23 protein-coding genes are annotated in these 16,077 nt (G+C 71.9%); all 23 read right to left on the bottom strand.

The genetic code is table 11. The features are described from left to right. On the bottom strand, positions 1-354 hold a 354-nt coding region (locus ACZ4W9_RS35175), incomplete at its 3' end, for a hypothetical protein (RefSeq protein WP_467942598.1). A gap of 213 nt (positions 355-567) precedes the next feature. After that, entirely contained in the window at positions 568-951 is a 384-nt protein-coding gene (locus ACZ4W9_RS35180) for a hypothetical protein (RefSeq protein WP_467942600.1), read from the bottom strand. Positions 952-1,059: 108 nt separating this feature from the next. Then, entirely contained in the window at positions 1,060-1,653 is a 594-nt protein-coding gene (locus ACZ4W9_RS35185) for a hypothetical protein (protein ID WP_467942602.1), read from the bottom strand. A gap of 94 nt (positions 1,654-1,747) precedes the next feature. Further along, positions 1,748-2,242, bottom strand: a complete 495-nt coding sequence (locus tag ACZ4W9_RS35190) for a Pycsar system effector family protein (RefSeq protein WP_467942604.1) — start codon at positions 2,240-2,242, stop codon at positions 1,748-1,750. 224 nt (positions 2,243-2,466) lie between these two features. After that, a complete protein-coding gene (locus ACZ4W9_RS35195; protein WP_467942606.1) occupies positions 2,467-2,604 on the bottom strand; it encodes a hypothetical protein in 138 nt (45 codons plus the stop codon). Then, positions 2,601-2,846 carry a hypothetical protein gene (locus tag ACZ4W9_RS35200; RefSeq protein WP_467942607.1) on the bottom strand — a complete coding sequence of 82 codons (246 nt, stop codon included), beginning with the start codon at positions 2,844-2,846 and terminating at the stop codon, positions 2,601-2,603. The genes ACZ4W9_RS35195 and ACZ4W9_RS35200 overlap by 4 nt, the downstream gene beginning before the upstream one ends. A 19-nt stretch (positions 2,847-2,865) precedes the next feature. Continuing rightward, entirely contained in the window at positions 2,866-3,288 is a 423-nt protein-coding gene (locus ACZ4W9_RS35205; protein ID WP_467942609.1) for an RRQRL motif-containing zinc-binding protein, read from the bottom strand. 271 nt (positions 3,289-3,559) lie between these two features. Then, positions 3,560-4,324 carry a hypothetical protein gene (locus ACZ4W9_RS35210; protein ID WP_467942610.1) on the bottom strand — a complete coding sequence of 255 codons (765 nt, stop codon included), beginning with the start codon at positions 4,322-4,324 and terminating at the stop codon, positions 3,560-3,562. A 106-nt stretch (positions 4,325-4,430) separates the two neighbouring features. Beyond that, positions 4,431-5,195 carry a hypothetical protein gene (locus tag ACZ4W9_RS35215; protein WP_467942612.1) on the bottom strand — a complete coding sequence of 255 codons (765 nt, stop codon included), beginning with the start codon at positions 5,193-5,195 and terminating at the stop codon, positions 4,431-4,433. A 232-nt stretch (positions 5,196-5,427) separates the two neighbouring features. Beyond that, positions 5,428-5,898, bottom strand: coding sequence for a hypothetical protein (locus ACZ4W9_RS35220; protein WP_467942614.1), 471 nt, complete (start codon positions 5,896-5,898; stop codon positions 5,428-5,430). A gap of 108 nt (positions 5,899-6,006) precedes the next feature. Continuing rightward, entirely contained in the window at positions 6,007-6,198 is a 192-nt protein-coding gene (locus ACZ4W9_RS35225; RefSeq protein ID WP_467942616.1) for a hypothetical protein, read from the bottom strand. 129 nt (positions 6,199-6,327) lie between these two features. After that, positions 6,328-7,761 carry a DEAD/DEAH box helicase family protein gene (locus tag ACZ4W9_RS35230; RefSeq protein WP_467942618.1) on the bottom strand — a complete coding sequence of 478 codons (1,434 nt, stop codon included), beginning with the start codon at positions 7,759-7,761 and terminating at the stop codon, positions 6,328-6,330. Next, entirely contained in the window at positions 7,758-8,621 is an 864-nt protein-coding gene (locus ACZ4W9_RS35235; protein ID WP_467942619.1) for a hypothetical protein, read from the bottom strand. Before ACZ4W9_RS35235 ends, ACZ4W9_RS35230 begins: the two co-directional genes overlap by 4 nt. Before the next feature lie 75 nt (positions 8,622-8,696). After that, complete coding sequence (locus ACZ4W9_RS35240; protein WP_467942621.1) at positions 8,697-9,230, bottom strand: hypothetical protein; 534 nt, start codon at positions 9,228-9,230, stop codon at positions 8,697-8,699. 2 nt (positions 9,231-9,232) lie between these two features. Next, positions 9,233-11,236, bottom strand: coding sequence for a hypothetical protein (locus tag ACZ4W9_RS35245; protein WP_467942623.1), 2,004 nt, complete (start codon positions 11,234-11,236; stop codon positions 9,233-9,235). A gap of 121 nt (positions 11,237-11,357) precedes the next feature. Continuing rightward, positions 11,358-11,561 carry a hypothetical protein gene (locus tag ACZ4W9_RS35250; RefSeq protein ID WP_467942625.1) on the bottom strand — a complete coding sequence of 68 codons (204 nt, stop codon included), beginning with the start codon at positions 11,559-11,561 and terminating at the stop codon, positions 11,358-11,360. Continuing rightward, positions 11,561-12,031: a hypothetical protein gene (locus tag ACZ4W9_RS35255; RefSeq protein ID WP_268691837.1), complete on the bottom strand. Its 471-nt coding sequence runs from the start codon at positions 12,029-12,031 to the stop codon at positions 11,561-11,563. The genes ACZ4W9_RS35250 and ACZ4W9_RS35255 overlap by 1 nt, the downstream gene beginning before the upstream one ends. A gap of 149 nt (positions 12,032-12,180) precedes the next feature. Then, complete coding sequence (locus tag ACZ4W9_RS35260; protein ID WP_467942626.1) at positions 12,181-12,345, bottom strand: hypothetical protein; 165 nt, start codon at positions 12,343-12,345, stop codon at positions 12,181-12,183. Positions 12,346-12,377: 32 nt separating this feature from the next. Further along, on the bottom strand, positions 12,378-14,243 hold the full coding sequence (locus tag ACZ4W9_RS35265) for a DUF2637 domain-containing protein (protein WP_467942627.1): 1,866 nt from the start codon (positions 14,241-14,243) through the stop codon (positions 12,378-12,380). A gap of 240 nt (positions 14,244-14,483) precedes the next feature. Next, the gene (locus ACZ4W9_RS35270; RefSeq protein WP_467942629.1) at positions 14,484-14,843 is read right to left on the bottom strand and encodes a hypothetical protein; all 360 of its coding nucleotides are present in this window, start codon (positions 14,841-14,843) and stop codon (positions 14,484-14,486) included. Between the two features lie 109 nt (positions 14,844-14,952). After that, positions 14,953-15,264, bottom strand: coding sequence for a WhiB family transcriptional regulator (locus tag ACZ4W9_RS35275; RefSeq protein ID WP_467942630.1), 312 nt, complete (start codon positions 15,262-15,264; stop codon positions 14,953-14,955). 171 nt (positions 15,265-15,435) lie between these two features. Next, positions 15,436-15,615 carry a hypothetical protein gene (locus ACZ4W9_RS35280; protein ID WP_467942632.1) on the bottom strand — a complete coding sequence of 60 codons (180 nt, stop codon included), beginning with the start codon at positions 15,613-15,615 and terminating at the stop codon, positions 15,436-15,438. 82 nt (positions 15,616-15,697) lie between these two features. Then, entirely contained in the window at positions 15,698-15,862 is a 165-nt protein-coding gene (locus tag ACZ4W9_RS35285) for a hypothetical protein (RefSeq protein ID WP_467942634.1), read from the bottom strand. Positions 15,863-16,077: the final 215 nt, after the last annotated feature.

The following is a 16,077-nucleotide window of genomic DNA, read 5'->3' on the forward strand; positions in this document are numbered from 1 at the left end:
AACCCCGTGCCACGACACGCGGTGGCTCGCGGGGCATTGCGCGAAGAAACAAAGGGCCACCCCCCCCCCCCCCCCGCCGGGGCGGACCCGGATACCGAGCGCGCGGGCCCCGAGCCCGGCGACGATCGCCTGCGTGGCCGTGTAGGTGAGGCAGTGGTGCAGGCACGCCTTGCGGCCGTTGACGGTGCCGTGGGTGGTCTTCTCGTGGGTGGCCGGGTCCTCGTAGGTGACCGGGTGGTCGTCGGAGGCGCCCTTCACACGGGCGCAGAAGTCGGTCTGGACCCAGAAGTCTCCGACCGCGCTGGCGGCGCGGGTCAGTCCGAGCAGAGCGGCGAAGACGGCGGGACGATGCATGCTGGAGGTCTCCTGATCTCGAAGAAGGTGAGATGGCGGGGTGGCCGGCCCTTTGCCGATGCGCGGCCACCCCGGCGGGGCCCTGCCCCCGGGATCATGTGGCTGGGGGGCGGGGGCGCCCGTGGCAGAAGGGGCGGAGCGGATGGCCGGCTGTCTCGGCCTGCGGCTTCACGCCGGTGGCCAGCCCGCCCGGACCGGGTGTCCTCGGTGCTTTCAGTCGCCGCTGGTGTGTGCGGTGGCGGTGGCCCGGACGGTGTCGGCGAGCAGCACGGTCAGCTCGTGGCCGTGGCTGACGGCGTCCTCCAGGCGCGCGATGAGCTCCGGGGCCAGGCCGCGGGCGCGGGCGCCGGCCAGAACGCCCTCCAGGAAGAGGACATCGGCGAGGAGGCGGCCGCGGACATCGAGGACGCCGGGCTGCACGGCCAGGGTGGTGGTGTTCTTCTCGGTGGCCAGGGCGGCGTGGTCGGCGGCCTGGCGGTAGGCGGTCTCGGACTGCTCGGTGAGCAGCACGTCGACCTCGGTGGTGTCGCCGTATGCGCGGCGCCAGCCGAAGCACGCGGCGGCAGCGTCCATCAGAGAGCGGCGGGTGAGGGGCACGGTGACCTCCGGGGGGGTTCCATCGCCTGGTCCGGGTGACCGGGCGGACACCACGCGCCCCCGGCCGCCGGGAAGGGGCGGCGGCCGGGGGCGCACGGAGAACGCCGGTCAGTCCTGCGGGAGGCGGCGTGCGTAGTAGGAGACGAAGGTGTGGTCGGCGTACTGGCTGCGCTTGATGCGCAGAACTTCCGGCTGATCGATGGCCAGCTGCTGGAGCACGCCCACGATCCAGTCGGTAGTGCGCTGGATGGTGAGGCGCATTAGGTCCAGGTCGGAGAGCCACAGCTGGACGTCGTCCTTGCTGCAACGGGTGCGGCGCACCCAGGCGTGCAGCTGCTCGCGCGCGGTGGCGTCGTCCGGGCGGGCGGGGAGGTCGCGGGGCAGCGCACGGCAGGTCGTGGCGTGCTCGTTGGCGACCTTCGCGGCGTCCGCGAGGCTGTAGCGCGTCGGGTGGATGCGCGTCCCGTCCTGCGCGGAGGCGAAGTGGCAGCCGAGGCAGGCGACCGCGTAGTAGATGCCGGCCTTCCCGTCGTCGGCGGTGTAGACGAGGACGACCGCGTGCGCCTGGGTGTAGTACCGCTCGACAACGGTGACGCCTTCCGGTGTCCAGGTCTCTCCGGTCTCGGGCCATGGCTCGGGCTCGACGGCCGGCGGCATGACGGGCGCGGGGGCGGGGCGGCGGGAGAACAGGGCGAGGGCCACGGCTACTCCTTGTCGGTGGTGGTGCGGTGGGCGTGCCGGGTGGCGGTGGCGGCCACGGCGGTGAGGATCAGGGCGAGCGCGTACAGCCGACTGCTCATCCGGCGACCGCGAGGATCGCGGCGGCCAGGAGGAGGGCGAGGGCAGCGAGGATGATGTCGACCGCGCGGGCCAGGCGCTGGAACTTTGTGACGGCGAGGCCGGACAGTGCTCTGATGCGGGTGATGCGGGTGTCCTCGCGCATCGCGGCGAGTAGCGCTTCATCGGTCAGCCGCGCCCAGAGCGGGAAACCCTCCCGGACGGTGCGGCGTCGGCCGCCGAGGTTGGGGCGCACGACCAGGAGCAGCAGCACGGCGGCGGCCGCGAGGGCGAGGACGGCGGCACCGCCGACCAGTTGGACGGGCAGCGGCAGGTCTGTGTCGGCGACGCCGGCGAGCCCGGCGAGGACCGCACCGTCGAAAGCTAAGAGCAGCGACGCTTTGCTGTCGGTGCGGCTGATCTTCGCTTCGACATCCACGCAGGCCGCGTCCAGTGCTTTGCCCGGGTCGCACGAGGTCGGGGATGTGGTGTCCGGGCTGGTGGAGAAGGTCATCGAGGATCCTCTCGTACTGGTTGGGATTGCCGGGTGTGCTGGGGTCAGAACGGGGGTTCGTCCGGCCATGGCTGGACGCGGCGGGCGGGCCGGAGCGGGATGCGTAGCGTGCGGCGGTCGGACCAGCAGCCGCACGCCTCCATCTCCGGGTTCGCGTCGCCGACCCACCAGCCGCCGACCCACCAGCCACCCGCGCCTCGGCAGTCGGGGCAAGAGCGGCGGGGCTAGGGCATCAGCTCGATGCGGTGCCGGTCGGCGTACAGCCGCCAGTGGCCGGCCTTGAGCGCGGCGGCGGCCGTCACCGCGGCGAGCGGGACGGCGCCGGCGAGCATCAGAGCGGTGCGCCGGTGGCGGGCGGTCACGTCAGCGGGATGGCGCGGCAGGCGGCGGCGTGGCTGTTGGCCTTCTCGCGGATGCTGAACAGGTAGTCCTCCTCCGGGAACTGCGAGGTGGCCTTGCAGCCGTGGCACTTCCAACGGTTCTTGAAGTGCTCACCGCGGCCGATGACGTCGACGAACGATCCGCCGATCGTGACGAACCGGATCTGGAGGTTCTTGGGCCGCTCGGGCTCGGTGAAGGCGGAGGCGCGGACAGCGGTGCTCATGGGCGGTGGTCCTCTCGGATCAGGCGGCCAGCAGGTGCTTGGCCGGGGGAGCGATGTAGGAGGCGGGGTCGGCGGGCGTGCCGTCGAAGCACTCCAGGCAGGACCCCAAGGTCTTCAGCGGGAGGCAGTGGAAGTAGCGCCGACGGCAGATGCCGCATGTCTGGCGGGCTGCCATGGCCTTGTCGAGCGCGGCTTCCTTCGCGAGGGTCATCGGGCTTTTCGGCTTCGCCAGGTCGATCCGGTACAGCCACGCCCACCGCTTCCCGCCACGGCATTCGATCCGGGCGACGGGTTCCTGGCCGCCGGGGCGCAGGCCCATCTCCCGCAGCTGGCGGCGGGTCGCGAGCCCGGGGCCGGCCTGCTTCCACCGGAAAACCGGCAGAGAGCCGTCGCCGGGGTCGTACGGGTCGACGTCGGCCAGGTCTTGGTCCTGGTCGGCCATCACCTGCTCCAGGCGCCGGGGAGCCGGACGGGACGGTGGGGGTGGCGGGGGCCGGGGCGCTGCGGGCGGGGCCGGCCGATCCGGCGGCACGGGCGGGGGATGAGCACGAGCTGGTCCTCCTCGGTCACATGTCGGTGGGCAGCAAGCGCCGCGCCCGCTGGCGGTGTTCGCCGGCGGGCGCGTGCGAAGTGGTCGGTCCGGCTCTGTCCGGGTCAGTCCTGGGCCGGGAGTCAGGCGGAGCGGCCGGGATGGGGTGATGCCGGTGGGACGGTCAGGTGCGTGCCGCCTGGAGCGCCTTGAGTTCGCGGATCGTGGCGCACGGCCCGCTGGTGGCGCACATCGACTCGAACGACGTGACCGGGCGGTTCACCCTGTACAGCTCGTTCGCGACCTGCGTGACGACGCGCATCATGCTCGGGTCGGCCTTGCGGCACTCGCTGGTGGGGCCGCCGACGCCGTGCCGCTGGGCGCTGCGGATGTGCTGCCGGGCCTGCCGCGCGGCCCACCGGCGGTCCTGCGGGCCACGGTTGTCCAGGACCTTCCCCGAGTCGTGGAAGGTGTCCGCGTGGCAGTGCGTGCAGTGGAACGTGACCAACTTCCGCTTGGGCCTGCCGGGGAGCCAGGACCCGTGGAACTCGTAGACCAGGACCTCGCCGCCCTCGGGGTGCTCGAAGGTCGTCACGACGCCTCGCCCGTCGGGGGTCCACGTGGTGTCCGGGATGAACGAGTCCCATCCGTCGGTGTGCGGCCAGTGGTCGTAGGTCTGCCCCTGCGAGACGTCGAGGCCCGTGGACGGGTCGCTGTTGTACGCGGTGATCTGCTCGATCGAGCCGACGTACAGGCGGGAGTGCTCCTCGCTCTCCAGGAACGCCAGCCCGTACCCGGGGCGGCGGTGCTGGGGCTGGAAGATCGACTGCATCTGCTGGAAGTGTTTGTGCTGCGGGGTCAGGACCCCGGTCAGCGAGACCCGGTACCACTCGGCGTGCGTGACGTGGACCGGGTTGCTGTCGCTGACGTAGTGGACGTTCGCGGCCACGAGGCCTCCTTCATCGTCGTCAGGGTGGTGCTGGCGGCCGGTCGGCCTGTCCGGCTCTCGCGCACCCGGGAGGGGGTGGGCGAGAGCCAGGCGGAGCGACCGGAGGTCAGTCCTGGAGGGGGCAGCCGCTGTGCGGACGGTCGTCGGCGGGCGCGGCCGGGGCCGGGATATGGATTTCGGGCCGGACGGTGATCTGGGCCGGGCGTCCCACGACGACGCGGCGGCGCAGGGTCAGGCCGCGCAGCGCGAACGCGGAGAGGAGCATCCAGGCGAGGACGCCGAGTCCGGCTGCGACGGGGCGGTTGGCCTGCGGGGTGGCTGTCCAGACCATGAACACGCTGGCCGCGCCCCACCCGGTCCACGCCGCGCGAATCGCAACGCTCCGGGTGAGGACGCCGAGGACCAGGGCGGTGATGCCGGTGAGCAGCCACAGCGTGTAGACGGTGGAGGCCGCGACCGGGAGACCGGCGGAGTGCTGCGCGATGTAGGTACGGACCGGCTGGTCGAAGACGGCGGCGACGCCGCTGGAGGTGTCGACGCCGACCTGCACCTTGGGCACGGCGGTGAGCAGCTGGTGCAGCTGCTGGAGCATGATTTCGCCGGCGGCCTTGGCCATCAGCACGACGAAGCTGATCCCGGCCGTCATCAGGACGGCGCGGATCCAGGGGGCCATGTGCCGGAGACCGGCGTCGTGGGCGCTGAGTACGTCCTCCCACATGTTGTGCAGGACGCCATCCTGTTCCCACGCGGTGTCCCACCAGGCGCGCAGCGCGGCGAACCGCGACTCCTTGGGCGGTGCCTTCGGGAAGGGCACGGGGAGGTAGGTGAGCTCCTGGCGGTTCTGGCCGTGGGTGTGGTCGTTGGACTGCACGGGGCAACTCCAGGGTGTTGGCGGGGTGGGCACGGAATGTGCGAGTAGGCCACGCGGTGAGCGGCGGGCCTGGAGGCAGCGGCTGCGGGTCGGCAGGCAGCCCCTGGGGCCGGAGTCGATGACCACGGCGGCGACGGGGTCGGCTGTGACTCGCCGCAAGGCCGGAGGGCCTGTCCCGCACCCGAGCCCGGCTCGAGGCTGGGTGTCGGGTGCGAGGCAGGGCGTCCGGAGTTCAGCGGACGTCGTTGCGGGTGCGGGAGAACATCCCGCGCTGGTGGCTGGTGTTGTTGATCTGTGTGTTCTGGGTGACCGGTCCCTCGTACACGGTCTTGGTGACCGCGCTGCGCGCCTTGCTGATTGCGCCGCCGATTGCGGTGGCGACCATCGCGGCGCCCGCGAAGGGGAGGGTCACTATGAGGACGCCGTAGAGCGTGATGGAGGCCAGGCCCTGGAGGATCAACCAGGCACCGCAGCCAATGCCGGTGATGCCGGCGCCCACGCCGATGCTCGCGACGGCGGTCCCGGCCGCCCAGGCGGGCACGATCCGCTTGTCGTCCTGATGGACGGGCGGGGTGTCGCCGTACGCGGGCAGCGGCCTGTCGTCGCGGAACGACGTCGGGATGTGCGGCACGACGGGCACCTCGGGGCGGAAGTTCTCTTCGATGATCCGCTGGGCTTCGGCCTTGGCTTCGGCGTCGGTCATCGGACGGGTGATGCGCTCGGAGTCCACTGTGTTCTCCATTCGGGCAGATGCGAGGCGCCCTCCCGGCCGTGATGGCGGGGAGGGCGCGAGGGGAGGGGGCGGGGCGGTTCAGCCGATACTGCTGAGCATTCCGGTGATGCTGCTGATGAAGCTGGTGACGGCGGGGGCGATGCCGGTGGAGGCGAGGGTGAAGCCGAACAGGACGGCGGCGAGGGCGGGCCAGAGACGCAGGTAGCCGGTGCGGAGCAGGATCAGCACGGTGATTCCGGCGAGGACAACAAGGGAGACGGTCAGCGCCACGGTGGGGGCTCCTTCGGGAAGGTCGGTGTAGATGACGGCGATGCGGGGCGCCCTCCCGGCCGTGGCGGCGGGGAGGGCGCAGGGGGTGGACTGGGGGCGCCCCGGGGTCGGTCCCGGGGCGCCGGTAGATCACGTGACGAGGCGGATCAGGCCGGATGCGTCCTTCGGGGCGATCTTGTCCTCGCCTCGCAGGGTGCTGATGGTGGTGCGCACGGAGCCGAGCTTGGCTTCCTTCCCGCCGTCCTCATCGAGGGCCGCGCGAAGGTCTGCCTCGGATAGAGGGCCGGCCTCCAGTGCCGAGAGGATCCGCTCCTTGAGCGTCCGGGGCATCGGCGGCAGCGATTGGGCCTCGCCTTCGTCGCCCTCGCCGTACTCCAGGTCGTCGCTGTCTTCTGCCGCCGCCTGGCCTGCCGTGCCGTCCTTGGGCGGCGGGAAGATCAGCTTCAGGGGTTCGCCCGGAGGCGGCGCGGAGCCGTAGAGCTGCCGGATGACCGGGTCGTACCCCTCGTGCGGTGACAGGGAGCCGACCAGGAAGAAGCGTGCCATCGACGTCGGCCGGGCCGACGTCAGGTGGTAGCACATGCCCTGGCTGTTCGGCTTCTCCTTGCTGCGGTCGACGGGCGTTCCCCAGCGCTGGATACGGCGGGTGCGTCCGAGGATCTTCGGGATGGGCTGGAGGTTCTCGCCGATCGGCAGCAGGCCGTCGGCCACGAGCGAGGCCATCATCTGCGAGCTCCACCGAAGGAGGATGACCTCCCCCTCCTTCAGCATGGCTCGCAGGGTGTCGCTGCCACCGAGCTCGTCCAGGTGGCCGGCCTGCGCGGCGAGCACGATGCCGACCCCGACGCTGCGCCCGGTCCGGCCGATCTCCTTGATCAGCTTGGCCGCTTCGGCCCGGAACGGGCTGCCCTTCTCCAGCAGGCGGTTGGCTTCGTCGATGACGACGTACTCAAGCGGGTCCGGGTTGTTGATCAGGAAGCCCGAGCGGCCCATATCGGCGTACCGGTTGAAGCGCTCCTCGGCCTTCGCGACGGCGGCCCGCAGCAGGCCCATCGCCTCTTTCATCGTCCGCACGTGCGTGGCGACGTTGCCCTTCGCCTCGGGTACGGACTGCCCGCCCTTGAGGTCGGCGAGGTGCACGACGACCCCGTTGCGCTTGCACGCGGCGAGGAACGCCTGGAGGGCGCGGCTCTTACCGGCACCGGTCGTGCCGAAGATGATGATGCGCTGGGCGTTGCCGGTCTCGGGGTCGTGAATCCGCATCCGCAGCGGCTCGCCGTCGTAGTACGAGCCGATATGGATGCAGCCGTCCTCATCCATCTGAAGGTCTTCGAGGGTGATGGCCCGCATCTTGGCGAGCGGGTTCACGGGGAAGACCCGGACGACGGCCTCGCGGCCGCTGCCCTGCTCGAAGATCACGCGTGAGGGGTCGTCGACGTCCAGGAGGTCGCACAGGGCCTTGTGGTCGGCGCCCTTCACGCCGCCCGGCCGGGTGCGCAGCATGTACTCGCGCATCACCTTCTTCTCGTCGACGTCCTGCTTCGCGAGGTCGGCCGGCGTCACGGGCTCAGCTCCTTCGACATGTCGTACTCATTGATCTCGGTGAGGGTCACACCGGGCAGCGCGGATCGGCCGATCTCCACCCACACGTCCTCGTCGGCGGCCGGGGCCGCCTCGGGCTTGGGGCCGATCAGCAGCATCGCGAATCCGGCGCCGTGCCCCGGGATCGGTTCGATCTCGAGCAGTTGCTCGGGCACGTTCATCAGGGCCGACAGGCGCTTGATCTTGATGTCGGGTACGGGCTCGCCCTTCTCGATCGCGGTGAGCGCGACGGCGACGCGGCGGCGGTCCTCGATCGGCCGCACGGCGATCACGCGCGTGCCCTCAGCGACGCCGTCCTTCTTCGCGGCGTTCAGGGCCCACCAGCGGCCCGCCGGGTCATCGGGCAGGTCGACGGCGACCTCGACCTCAGCGCCCGCGGCGTCCTCCTGGTCGCCTTCGGTGTCGTCGGCCTCCACGGCGGGCTCGGGCCACTTCGCGACCCGCTTGGCGAGCTGCCCGGGACGCAGCCACCACACTCCGGCCGTCCACAGCGCGGCGACGCCGCCCTGGACCAGGCGGCCCTCGGTCGCGTCCCACACCAGCTCGGTGACGAGGTTGGAGACGAGCAGGGTGTGCGGTGCCAGGTAGATCGTGAAGACGATCGGCTTCTTCATCGGGTGGGCGAGCTGGAAGCGGGGGGAGAGGAACGCCCCGCCCAGCCCGGCCGCGATCGTGGTGAGGATCGCGGGCAGGGTGCCGGCGTCGGTGAACAGTCCCGCCGCCATGGCGCCGCCGCCCGCGAGGGTCGCGAGCCGGCCGACGCCGCTGATGACGACCGAACCGGCGCGGCGGGTGGTCTGGATGTACGTGCGCAGCGGCATCGCCGGCACTCCTTTCCGGTGTGCGGAAGGCGCCGGCCCCTCGTGCAGGGACCGGCGCCTTCGGGATGGATGGGATCAGCGGTTGCTGTACCACTCGCGTTCGGCGACGTCGTACGGACCGGCCTGCATCGCCTCGTTGACGTCGCCGTAGTCGCTCTCGTGGTCACGGGCCGCGTTGTCGAACTCGGTCGCCATCTCCGCCGCCTCAGCGGACAGCGCGTCGGCGAGTTCGAGGGACGCACGCATCGTGGCCGCCGCGTCATGGTGCGCGGAGGTCACCGAGTCGTCGACGGCCAGGGTCGCGGCGAGGTCGGAGAGCCCGTCGACGGTTTGCGCGCAGTCCTCGACGTAGGAGTACGCGCCGTTCACGGCCTGGGAGAGCAGCCGCATTGCGGTCGCCGCGATCCCGAGCCGTGCGATGACGAGCATGAACGTCAGCGCGTCCGCGATGACGTCGACGATGCGGCCGCTGCGCTCGGCAGGCACATCGGCCGGGGCGTCCATCCCCTCGCCGGAGGCCGGCAGGTCGGACGCACCGGCTGCGGCGACCTCCGCGCCGGTCTGGACGCTCGTCGGTTCGATCGCGCCGCCGCTCTCGGATTCGCTCATGGTCAGGCTCCGCTTCGGTCGTGGTACTCGCGCTCAGCCGGGGCGACGTGCCCGGCTTCCTTGACCCGGTCGGCGCGCAGCTTGTCGGCCTCGATGGCGGTGTCGCGCGCCGACAGGATCGCCTCGGACGCGCGCGGCAGGGAGTCGCGCAGCGCCTCGGCCTTGTCCTGGACGCTCCCGGCGCGCTCCATGAGGCGGATGCACCACTTCACGAGGACGCCGGGCACCTTCTTGTTGATGCACATCGCGTAGAGGTTTTCGAGCCCGGCCTTCAGGCCCTCACACTTCGCGGCGACCAGATTCATGTGCTCGACGCCCCGGAGGATCTGCTCGCCCATCTCTTCGTCGGACTCGATCAGGTCGTAGACGGTCAGTTCGGCGTCGACGAACTGGGTGTCTCCGACCTCGCCGACGGAAACGGCTGTACCCATGACGATCGGGCTCTCTTTCGGTACGGATCGGGTGGGCGTGACCTGACCGGATGACCCGGCGGGCAGCTCCCTGCGCCCTGTGGTGATTCCGGCGGGCTGACGTCGCCGCGGCTCGGGCCGGATGACCTCGAGGCCGTCGACCTTGTAGCTGACGTCCCAGCCGGGCGGGGGGCGCAGCCACTCGCCGTCACCGCCGGGCATCGATCCGGGGCCGCTGGTGCTGCGGTCCTTCCTGCGCCGCCCGCGCGTCTTCGGGCCCGTCGCGCTCCCCTTCCACTTCCACCGCCAGATGCGCGGCTTCTTCTTCCGGGGCGGCTTCGGCGTCTTCTTCGCCCTGCCCTTCGAGCTACCGGACTTGGGCTTCTTGGTCAGGTCGACCTTCTCGTCGTCTTCCTTCTTCCCCTCCGTGCCGTCACCGGTCTTGGGCTCCTTCGTCAGGTCGACCTTCTCGTCGGCCTTGTCCTTGCCGGTCTCCTTCGGGTCCTTCTGGTCCTTCTGGTCCTTCGAGTCCGTCGGGCCGGTGCCGCCGGCCTTCTCACGCTCGCGCTTCGCCTTCCGCTTCTCAGCCCTGCGCTTGCGCCGGTCGGCGGCCTCGGCTGCCGCTTCCTTCCGGGCCGCCGCGCGGTCGGCCAGGTCGGCCTTGCGATGATCGGCCGCGGCCTGGCGCTGAGCCTTCGCTTCGTCGTTCTTGCGCTGCTGCCGCCCGGTCGCCAGCTTCCCGAGCGTGCCCGGGGACTTCTTCGCCCCGCTCGGTGAGCCCTTGCCCGATCCCCCCGAGCCCGAGCCGGACGATCCGGTGCCGCCTCCGGCCGCGCCCTTCGAGCCTTTGCCCGATGAGCCCGACCCCGAGGTGCGCGACCCCGAACCCGGCCCCGAGGTGCGTGAGCCGCTGCCGGCGGCCCCGTTCTTCGGTCCCTTCGGCCCCGTTCCCGAGCCCGTGCCGCGGCCGCCGACCCCGGTGGAGCCGTTGGCGGTGTTGCCCCGGCCGCCACTCTTCGGTGACGGCTTCTGCTGCGGCCCGAAGGTGCCGCGTTGCTGCCCGAAGGTGCCGCGCCCCAAGCCGCCGCTGGTGCCGGGCCCGCCCGAGCGGCCGCCGCCGCCCTTGCCGGTCGCGCTGCGTCCGAACTCGGGCCCGGACTGCACGCCCTTCTTCGCCGCGTTGGTGACCTTCTGCTTGTCGGCCGCCTCGCGTGCCTTGTCGGCGACGGCGTCATGGTGCTCGCGCCGTGCCTTCAGGTAGTTCGCCACCGACCAGGTGCCGCGCAGGGCTGCGACGGCGATTGCCGCCATCGTGACCATGGCCATGGAGGCCGTCGCGCGGGCCGGTGTTCCGGTTCCGCTTGAGGCGTTGGCGACCATCTGCGGGGCGATGTCGTCCGGGTCGACGGTGCTCGGATCGTCGTCGTCTCCGGGGGTCAGGAACGGCAGGAAGAAGTCGGGCGGCGGGGCCAGGTCACCGGCCTCCGGCGGGGGCGGAACATCGTCGTCGGGAGCCCCGCCGGCGGTGGCGCCGGGGGGTGCCAGATTGAGCATGGGGAGCGTGATGACGTCCGCGCCCTGACCGTCGTCGGTCATCTTTTCGTCCTCACTTGACGTAACCGCTCATCTCGCGTACGCGCGCGCGTGACGCGCGCGTGTGGCGACAGCCGGAGCGGCCGGATTCCTTGATTTGAACGTTGATTTTGAACGCGGAGAGTTACGAGCCGAAGCCCTTCTCCTTCAGGTACTTGCCGAGCTGCTCGGCCAGCGCCGCCCACATCGGATCGTCGTCGGGAAGGTGCGCCCGAGCCGCGTCGACGAGGACGACGACCCGGTCCCGAGGGGTGGCCGCCCCGTTGATCCGGGGCGACCACAGCTCGTAGGTGAGGCGCTTCGACCGCGCGGGGTCCTTGCCCGGCATCACGCGCCCTTGTTGAGGTGCGCGAAGAACGGGTTCGGGTCCGCAGCGGGTTCCGCTTTCGGCTCGGGCGCCTCGATCTGCCGCTGCCCGCCACCGGCCTTCAGCTCCTTCAGACGCTGCCGCTCGGCCTCCTTCTCGGCCCGCTTCTCCGGCAGTTCCTCGTAGCTGCGCCGGTACCGGGCGCTGTACGCGGTGAGCTGGACGATCACGTCCTCGAGGTCCGCGACGACCTTCGCGAGCGGCCGGACCGTGTGCTTCGCCCGCAGCTTCGCCTGGAACGGCAGGTCACCGGGCAGCTTGTCGGCCTCGTTCAAGTCGGCCTCGATCTCGGCGAGCAGGGCCTTCGACTCCGCCAGCAGGGGGGCGAGGTACTGCCTGCGCTGCTCGATGAACACCCGCCGCTTCTCGGGGCCTTCCGCGAGCAGGTCGGGCGTCCACACTCCCCTGCGCTGCTGCTTCTCGTCGCTCATGGGGGCTACTCCTTCTCGGGTTGTGCGATGGGGTCGGCACCGGCTCGGGGGGCTGGTGTACTGGTGGGGTTGACTGCTTCCGGCAGTCGCAGCGAGGGCCAGCCCGAATCCCGCGGGCTGGCCCTCACTGGTGTGTGCCGGACGGCTGGTCAGGAGCGCCGCTTGCGCAGCAGCTGGGACGGGTGGCACCGCCAGCAGTCCGGGCCGTGGTCCGGGCCGGTCCACCCGTGGCCGAGGTAGGCGAGCATCGCGGGGATCGCCAGGACGGTGAAGGCCACGGTCAGGGCGCTGACCACGTACAGCCAGACGGGCATGTGCACTCCTCAGTCGGTGTCGGATGGGCGGGTCACTCGGGGCGGTAGCCGCCGACGAGCAGCTCGGCGGCCTCCTGGCGGTACTCGGAGGCGGTGCCGGGCGAGACTTCGAGCTCGCGCTGGATGTCGGCGAGCGGAAGCTGGCCGGGGTCGCCGGCCGCGGTCCCGAGGATCATCCGGGCGACCTTGCGGACCGCCCGCTCGCGCCGGGAGAGCTTCGCGGCGTCCTCGGCTTCGACCGCGCGCCGCTCGATTTCGGCTGCGGCCCGCCGCGTCTCGGCGGCGGCCTTCTCGGCCTCGGCGGCGGCCTTCTGGGCGAGCGCACTCTCGGCGAGAGCGGCCGCCTTCTTGCGGTCCTCCTCCGCCTTCTTGCGGTCGGCTTCGGCAGCGGCCCGCCGTGTTTCGGCAGCGGCCCGCTCGGTTTCGGCAGCACGCCGGTCGGCTTCGGCAGCGGCCTGGCGGGCTTCGGCGATGGTCCGGGTCTCGATCGCCTGTGCCTCCGCCGCGGCGACCCGGTCAGCCTCCGCCGCTTCCTTCCGCTTCTGGGCTGCCTGCCGCTCCAGCTCCGCTGCCTCCAGGTCGGCGGCGGCCTTCGCCCGACGTGCCTCGGCGATCCGCTGAGTCTCGATCGCACCGGCCTCTGCCGCCGCGACCTTGTCCGCCTCGGCCGCCGCCTTGCGCTGCTCGGCGGCCCGACGCTCCAGGCCGGCCCGCTCCAGGTCGGCGGCGGCCTGCGCCTTACGCTCCTCGGCCTCCTTGCGTGCCGCCTCCGCCTGACGGGCGCGGGCTTCGGCGACCACCGCGTTGTCCAGAGCCTGCTGCTCCAGCTCGGCGGCCCGCTCCGCAGCGCTGATCTGGGCGCGGGCGTGCGCGCGGGCCTGGCCGGTCTGGCCGTCGACCTCCGCGCGGACCGCCTCGACCCTGCCCTTGGCGCGCAGGCGTTCCGCCTCGGACTCGGCCTTGGCGACCTCGCTGCGGGTCTCCGCGTTCAGGCGGCGGCGCTCGGCTTCCTCCGCGCGTTCCTGGGCTGCCTGTTCCTGCTGGTCGGGCATGGCCAGGGCCTGGGCGACGGTGTAGCCGTAGGGGGCCATCTTCATCGGCAGCAACTCGTCCTCGGTGGCCTGGGAGATGTCACCGTCGTACTTGCGCTTGAGCCACTGCTCGTAGGCGATGAGCTCCTGGTCCCGGCGGATCATCTCCGGGTAGGAGGTGACGCCCCACAGCCGCATCCGGCGGAAGATCCGGGCGGTCGCGACTGGGGCGAGGACCCAGCGCAGCCACGGGATCGAGTCACGTTCGGCCTGGTCGGGGCGGACCACGCGGTCGATCGCGTCGCGGCCCAGCTCCACCACCGTGATGAACAGGACCGGTACGACGCCGTGGGCGCCGGCGGCCACGTAGTCCAGCAGCTGCCAGGCCCCTGCCGGGGCGCCGGACGCGGCGTTGAGGACGACGGTGGCGGCGGTCAGCAGCCAGACGGGATAGCGGATCCAGCTGATGGGGCGCTTGAGCCAGGCCATCAGCAGGTCGACCGCGATCATCACCATGATGCCGACGTCGACGCCGACCGCGAACAGCTGGCCCTTGCCCAGCGAGCCGAAGCGCAGCTTCTCGTGGGCGAACTGGGCAACGTGCTCGAAGGACAGGTACAGGCCGATGCCCGCGAGGGCGAGCGCGGCGGCGACGATCGCTCCGGCCGTCCACTTCTGGGTGCCGGTCAGCTTCGCCGGGGAGGGGTTCGTTCCGGTTCCGCTTTCCGCCCCCGAAACGAACTCCGGCGCATCCGAAAGGGGGCCGGGCGTCCGCGGAACCGGCGTCGGCGTTCCCGAAACGGCGGCCGGTGACGCCGTCTCGGGGTCGGGCCCGGCTGCGGTATGCGGCCAGTCGGTGAGGGTCATGCGTGCCTCCGGAGGGGGTCGTTCAGGGCGTGCGCGAAACAGCGGGGGCCGCACCCGAAACGCGGCGGCGCGTTCCCGAAGCGGCGGTCGGTGCGGATGGTTGCTGGCGAAGCAGACACCGGCTCTACCCGCTCGGCGCGCACGAAAAGGCCGGCGGCCCGGGGGGCGGGCGGCCGGTCTCGTGAAGCGTCACGGGGCGGGCGCGAAACTGGGTGCGGCTCCCGCCGGGCGGGCGCGAAGTCAGTCCTCGGGGAACTGCGCGCCCGCCCGGCGCAGATCGGCGGCGGTGATGCCGAAGTGACGGCACCGGTCGATCAGCGGCTGGAGCCCGGTGGCGGCGGCGCGCTCCTCGGGCGAGCCGACGCCGAACAGCCGCTGCGTGGCGAACAACTCGTTGAGCGCGGTCGCGGTGCGGACGGCGTGCCGCTCGAAGCGGCCCTCGCCCACCCACTCCTCCGCGATGACGTGGAGGGTGGTGCGCCAGCTGCCGTCGTAGTCGTCCGGGTCGACCGGCGGGATGTCGCTGCCGAAGATCGCGAAAGCGGCGGCCTGGGCGGCGGCTTCCGTGCCGGGCTGGAGCGGGGTCATCGTCGTGGCCATGAGCCTCCCTCGGCTGTCGGTCCGGGCTGTCCGGCTCCCCGTCACCGCCCGTCCCGGCCGCCGATGTACGACGGCCGGTGCGGGCGGATCAGGCAGCCGCCAGACCGGATCAGGAGGCGTTGCGGGCCCGCTGGCGGGCGGCGCGGCGCTTCATGGAGCGGCGCTCGTCCTCGCTGAGGCCACCCCAGACCCCGGCGTCCTCTCCCATCTCCAGCGCCCACTGCAGGCAGGTCTCCACCACGGGGCAGCGACGGCAGACCGCCTTGGCCTCCTCGATCTGGAGCAGCGCCGGGCCGGTGGTCCCGATCGGGAAGAACAGCTCGGGGTCTTCCTGCGCGCAGGCGCCGCGGCCGCGCCAGTCGGTGTTGACCGGCAGGTCGGCGGAGGGGGCGTAGCCGGTGCGTACGATGGAGCGGTTCATCAGGGCCTCCCAGAAGGTCCAGAGCGAGAGACAGCCCCGGGGCGGCCACCCCGGGGCTGTTGCATGTTGTGGCGGCCGGACGGCCGGAGCGGGCGGGAAACTCCCGGCGCTCTCCGCCGGCCCCGGCCGGGAAGGCGCGGGGACGACGGGCAGGGCCGGGGATCAGCGCTGCTACCTGGACTGGCGGTCGTTGTAGGCGTCCTGGAGGCGGGCGAACCGGCCGTGGACCGGCGCTCCCTCCGCGCACGGCGCCCCGCCCTGGCAGTCCGGGCAGTCGACGGTGTGCTTGGTGGAGTCCTCGAACGCCTTCATGTAGCGGACGAACAGGTCGTCGGTCGGCCGGGCGCTCATCGGCGGTTCGCCTCCGACCGCTTGTTCTGCTCCCTGTTCTTCTGCGAGAGCTCCTCGCGTTCGGCGTCGGTGAGGCTGAGGATCACGCCGCCACCTCCCAACCGGCCAGCACCGGCGCGGCGATGAGGGCGAGGACCAGGGCGACGTCGATGCGGGCGGCTTCCTCGGGCTCGTAGCCCTTGGAGTCGTCCTCGCGCTCGATGTCGTCGATGATCCCGGCCCGCGGCTGCGGTGCGGTGCGTGTCATGCTTTGCTGCATCAGGTCCTCCGAGTCAGGTCCTGGACAGCCCCGGGGCCCTAATCCCTGGGGCTGTCGCGTTCACTCCCCACCTGGGGAGTCGGCCGCTGTACGAGCAGCCACGGCCCCGGGGGGGGGGGGGGTGTTGGGGGGGGGGGGGGGGGGGGGGTTGTTTTTTGGGGGGGGGGGGGGGGGGGGGGTGAAGAGAGGAAGGGGGGAAAGGC

It is taken from the genome of Streptomyces sp. NPDC029296 (genome assembly GCF_055569255.1).

Bases quoted from the DNA above. Each gene is read 5' to 3' on its own strand.
- ACZ4W9_RS35190 (WP_467942604.1), bottom strand. From the start codon at position 2,242: ATGACCTTCTCCACCAGCCCGGACACCACATCCCCGACCTCGTGCGAC.
- ACZ4W9_RS35200 (WP_467942607.1), bottom strand. From the start codon at position 2,846: ATGAGCACCGCTGTCCGCGCCTCCGCCTTCACCGAGCCCGAGCGGCCC.
- ACZ4W9_RS35205 (WP_467942609.1), bottom strand. From the start codon at position 3,288: ATGGCCGACCAGGACCAAGACCTGGCCGACGTCGACCCGTACGACCCC.
- ACZ4W9_RS35220 (WP_467942614.1), bottom strand. From the start codon at position 5,898: ATGACCGACGCCGAAGCCAAGGCCGAAGCCCAGCGGATCATCGAAGAG.
- ACZ4W9_RS35235 (WP_467942619.1), bottom strand. From the start codon at position 8,621: ATGCCGCTGCGCACGTACATCCAGACCACCCGCCGCGCCGGTTCGGTC.
- ACZ4W9_RS35240 (WP_467942621.1), bottom strand. From the start codon at position 9,230: ATGAGCGAATCCGAGAGCGGCGGCGCGATCGAACCGACGAGCGTCCAG.
- ACZ4W9_RS35245 (WP_467942623.1), bottom strand. From the start codon at position 11,236: ATGACCGACGACGGTCAGGGCGCGGACGTCATCACGCTCCCCATGCTC.
- ACZ4W9_RS35250 (WP_467942625.1), bottom strand. From the start codon at position 11,561: ATGCCGGGCAAGGACCCCGCGCGGTCGAAGCGCCTCACCTACGAGCTG.
- ACZ4W9_RS35255 (WP_268691837.1), bottom strand. From the start codon at position 12,031: ATGAGCGACGAGAAGCAGCAGCGCAGGGGAGTGTGGACGCCCGACCTG.
- ACZ4W9_RS35260 (WP_467942626.1), bottom strand. From the start codon at position 12,345: ATGCCCGTCTGGCTGTACGTGGTCAGCGCCCTGACCGTGGCCTTCACC.
- ACZ4W9_RS35265 (WP_467942627.1), bottom strand. From the start codon at position 14,243: ATGACCCTCACCGACTGGCCGCATACCGCAGCCGGGCCCGACCCCGAG.
- ACZ4W9_RS35270 (WP_467942629.1), bottom strand. From the start codon at position 14,843: ATGGCCACGACGATGACCCCGCTCCAGCCCGGCACGGAAGCCGCCGCC.
- ACZ4W9_RS35275 (WP_467942630.1), bottom strand. From the start codon at position 15,264: ATGAACCGCTCCATCGTACGCACCGGCTACGCCCCCTCCGCCGACCTG.
- ACZ4W9_RS35280 (WP_467942632.1), bottom strand. From the start codon at position 15,615: ATGAGCGCCCGGCCGACCGACGACCTGTTCGTCCGCTACATGAAGGCG.
- ACZ4W9_RS35285 (WP_467942634.1), bottom strand. From the start codon at position 15,862: ATGACACGCACCGCACCGCAGCCGCGGGCCGGGATCATCGACGACATC.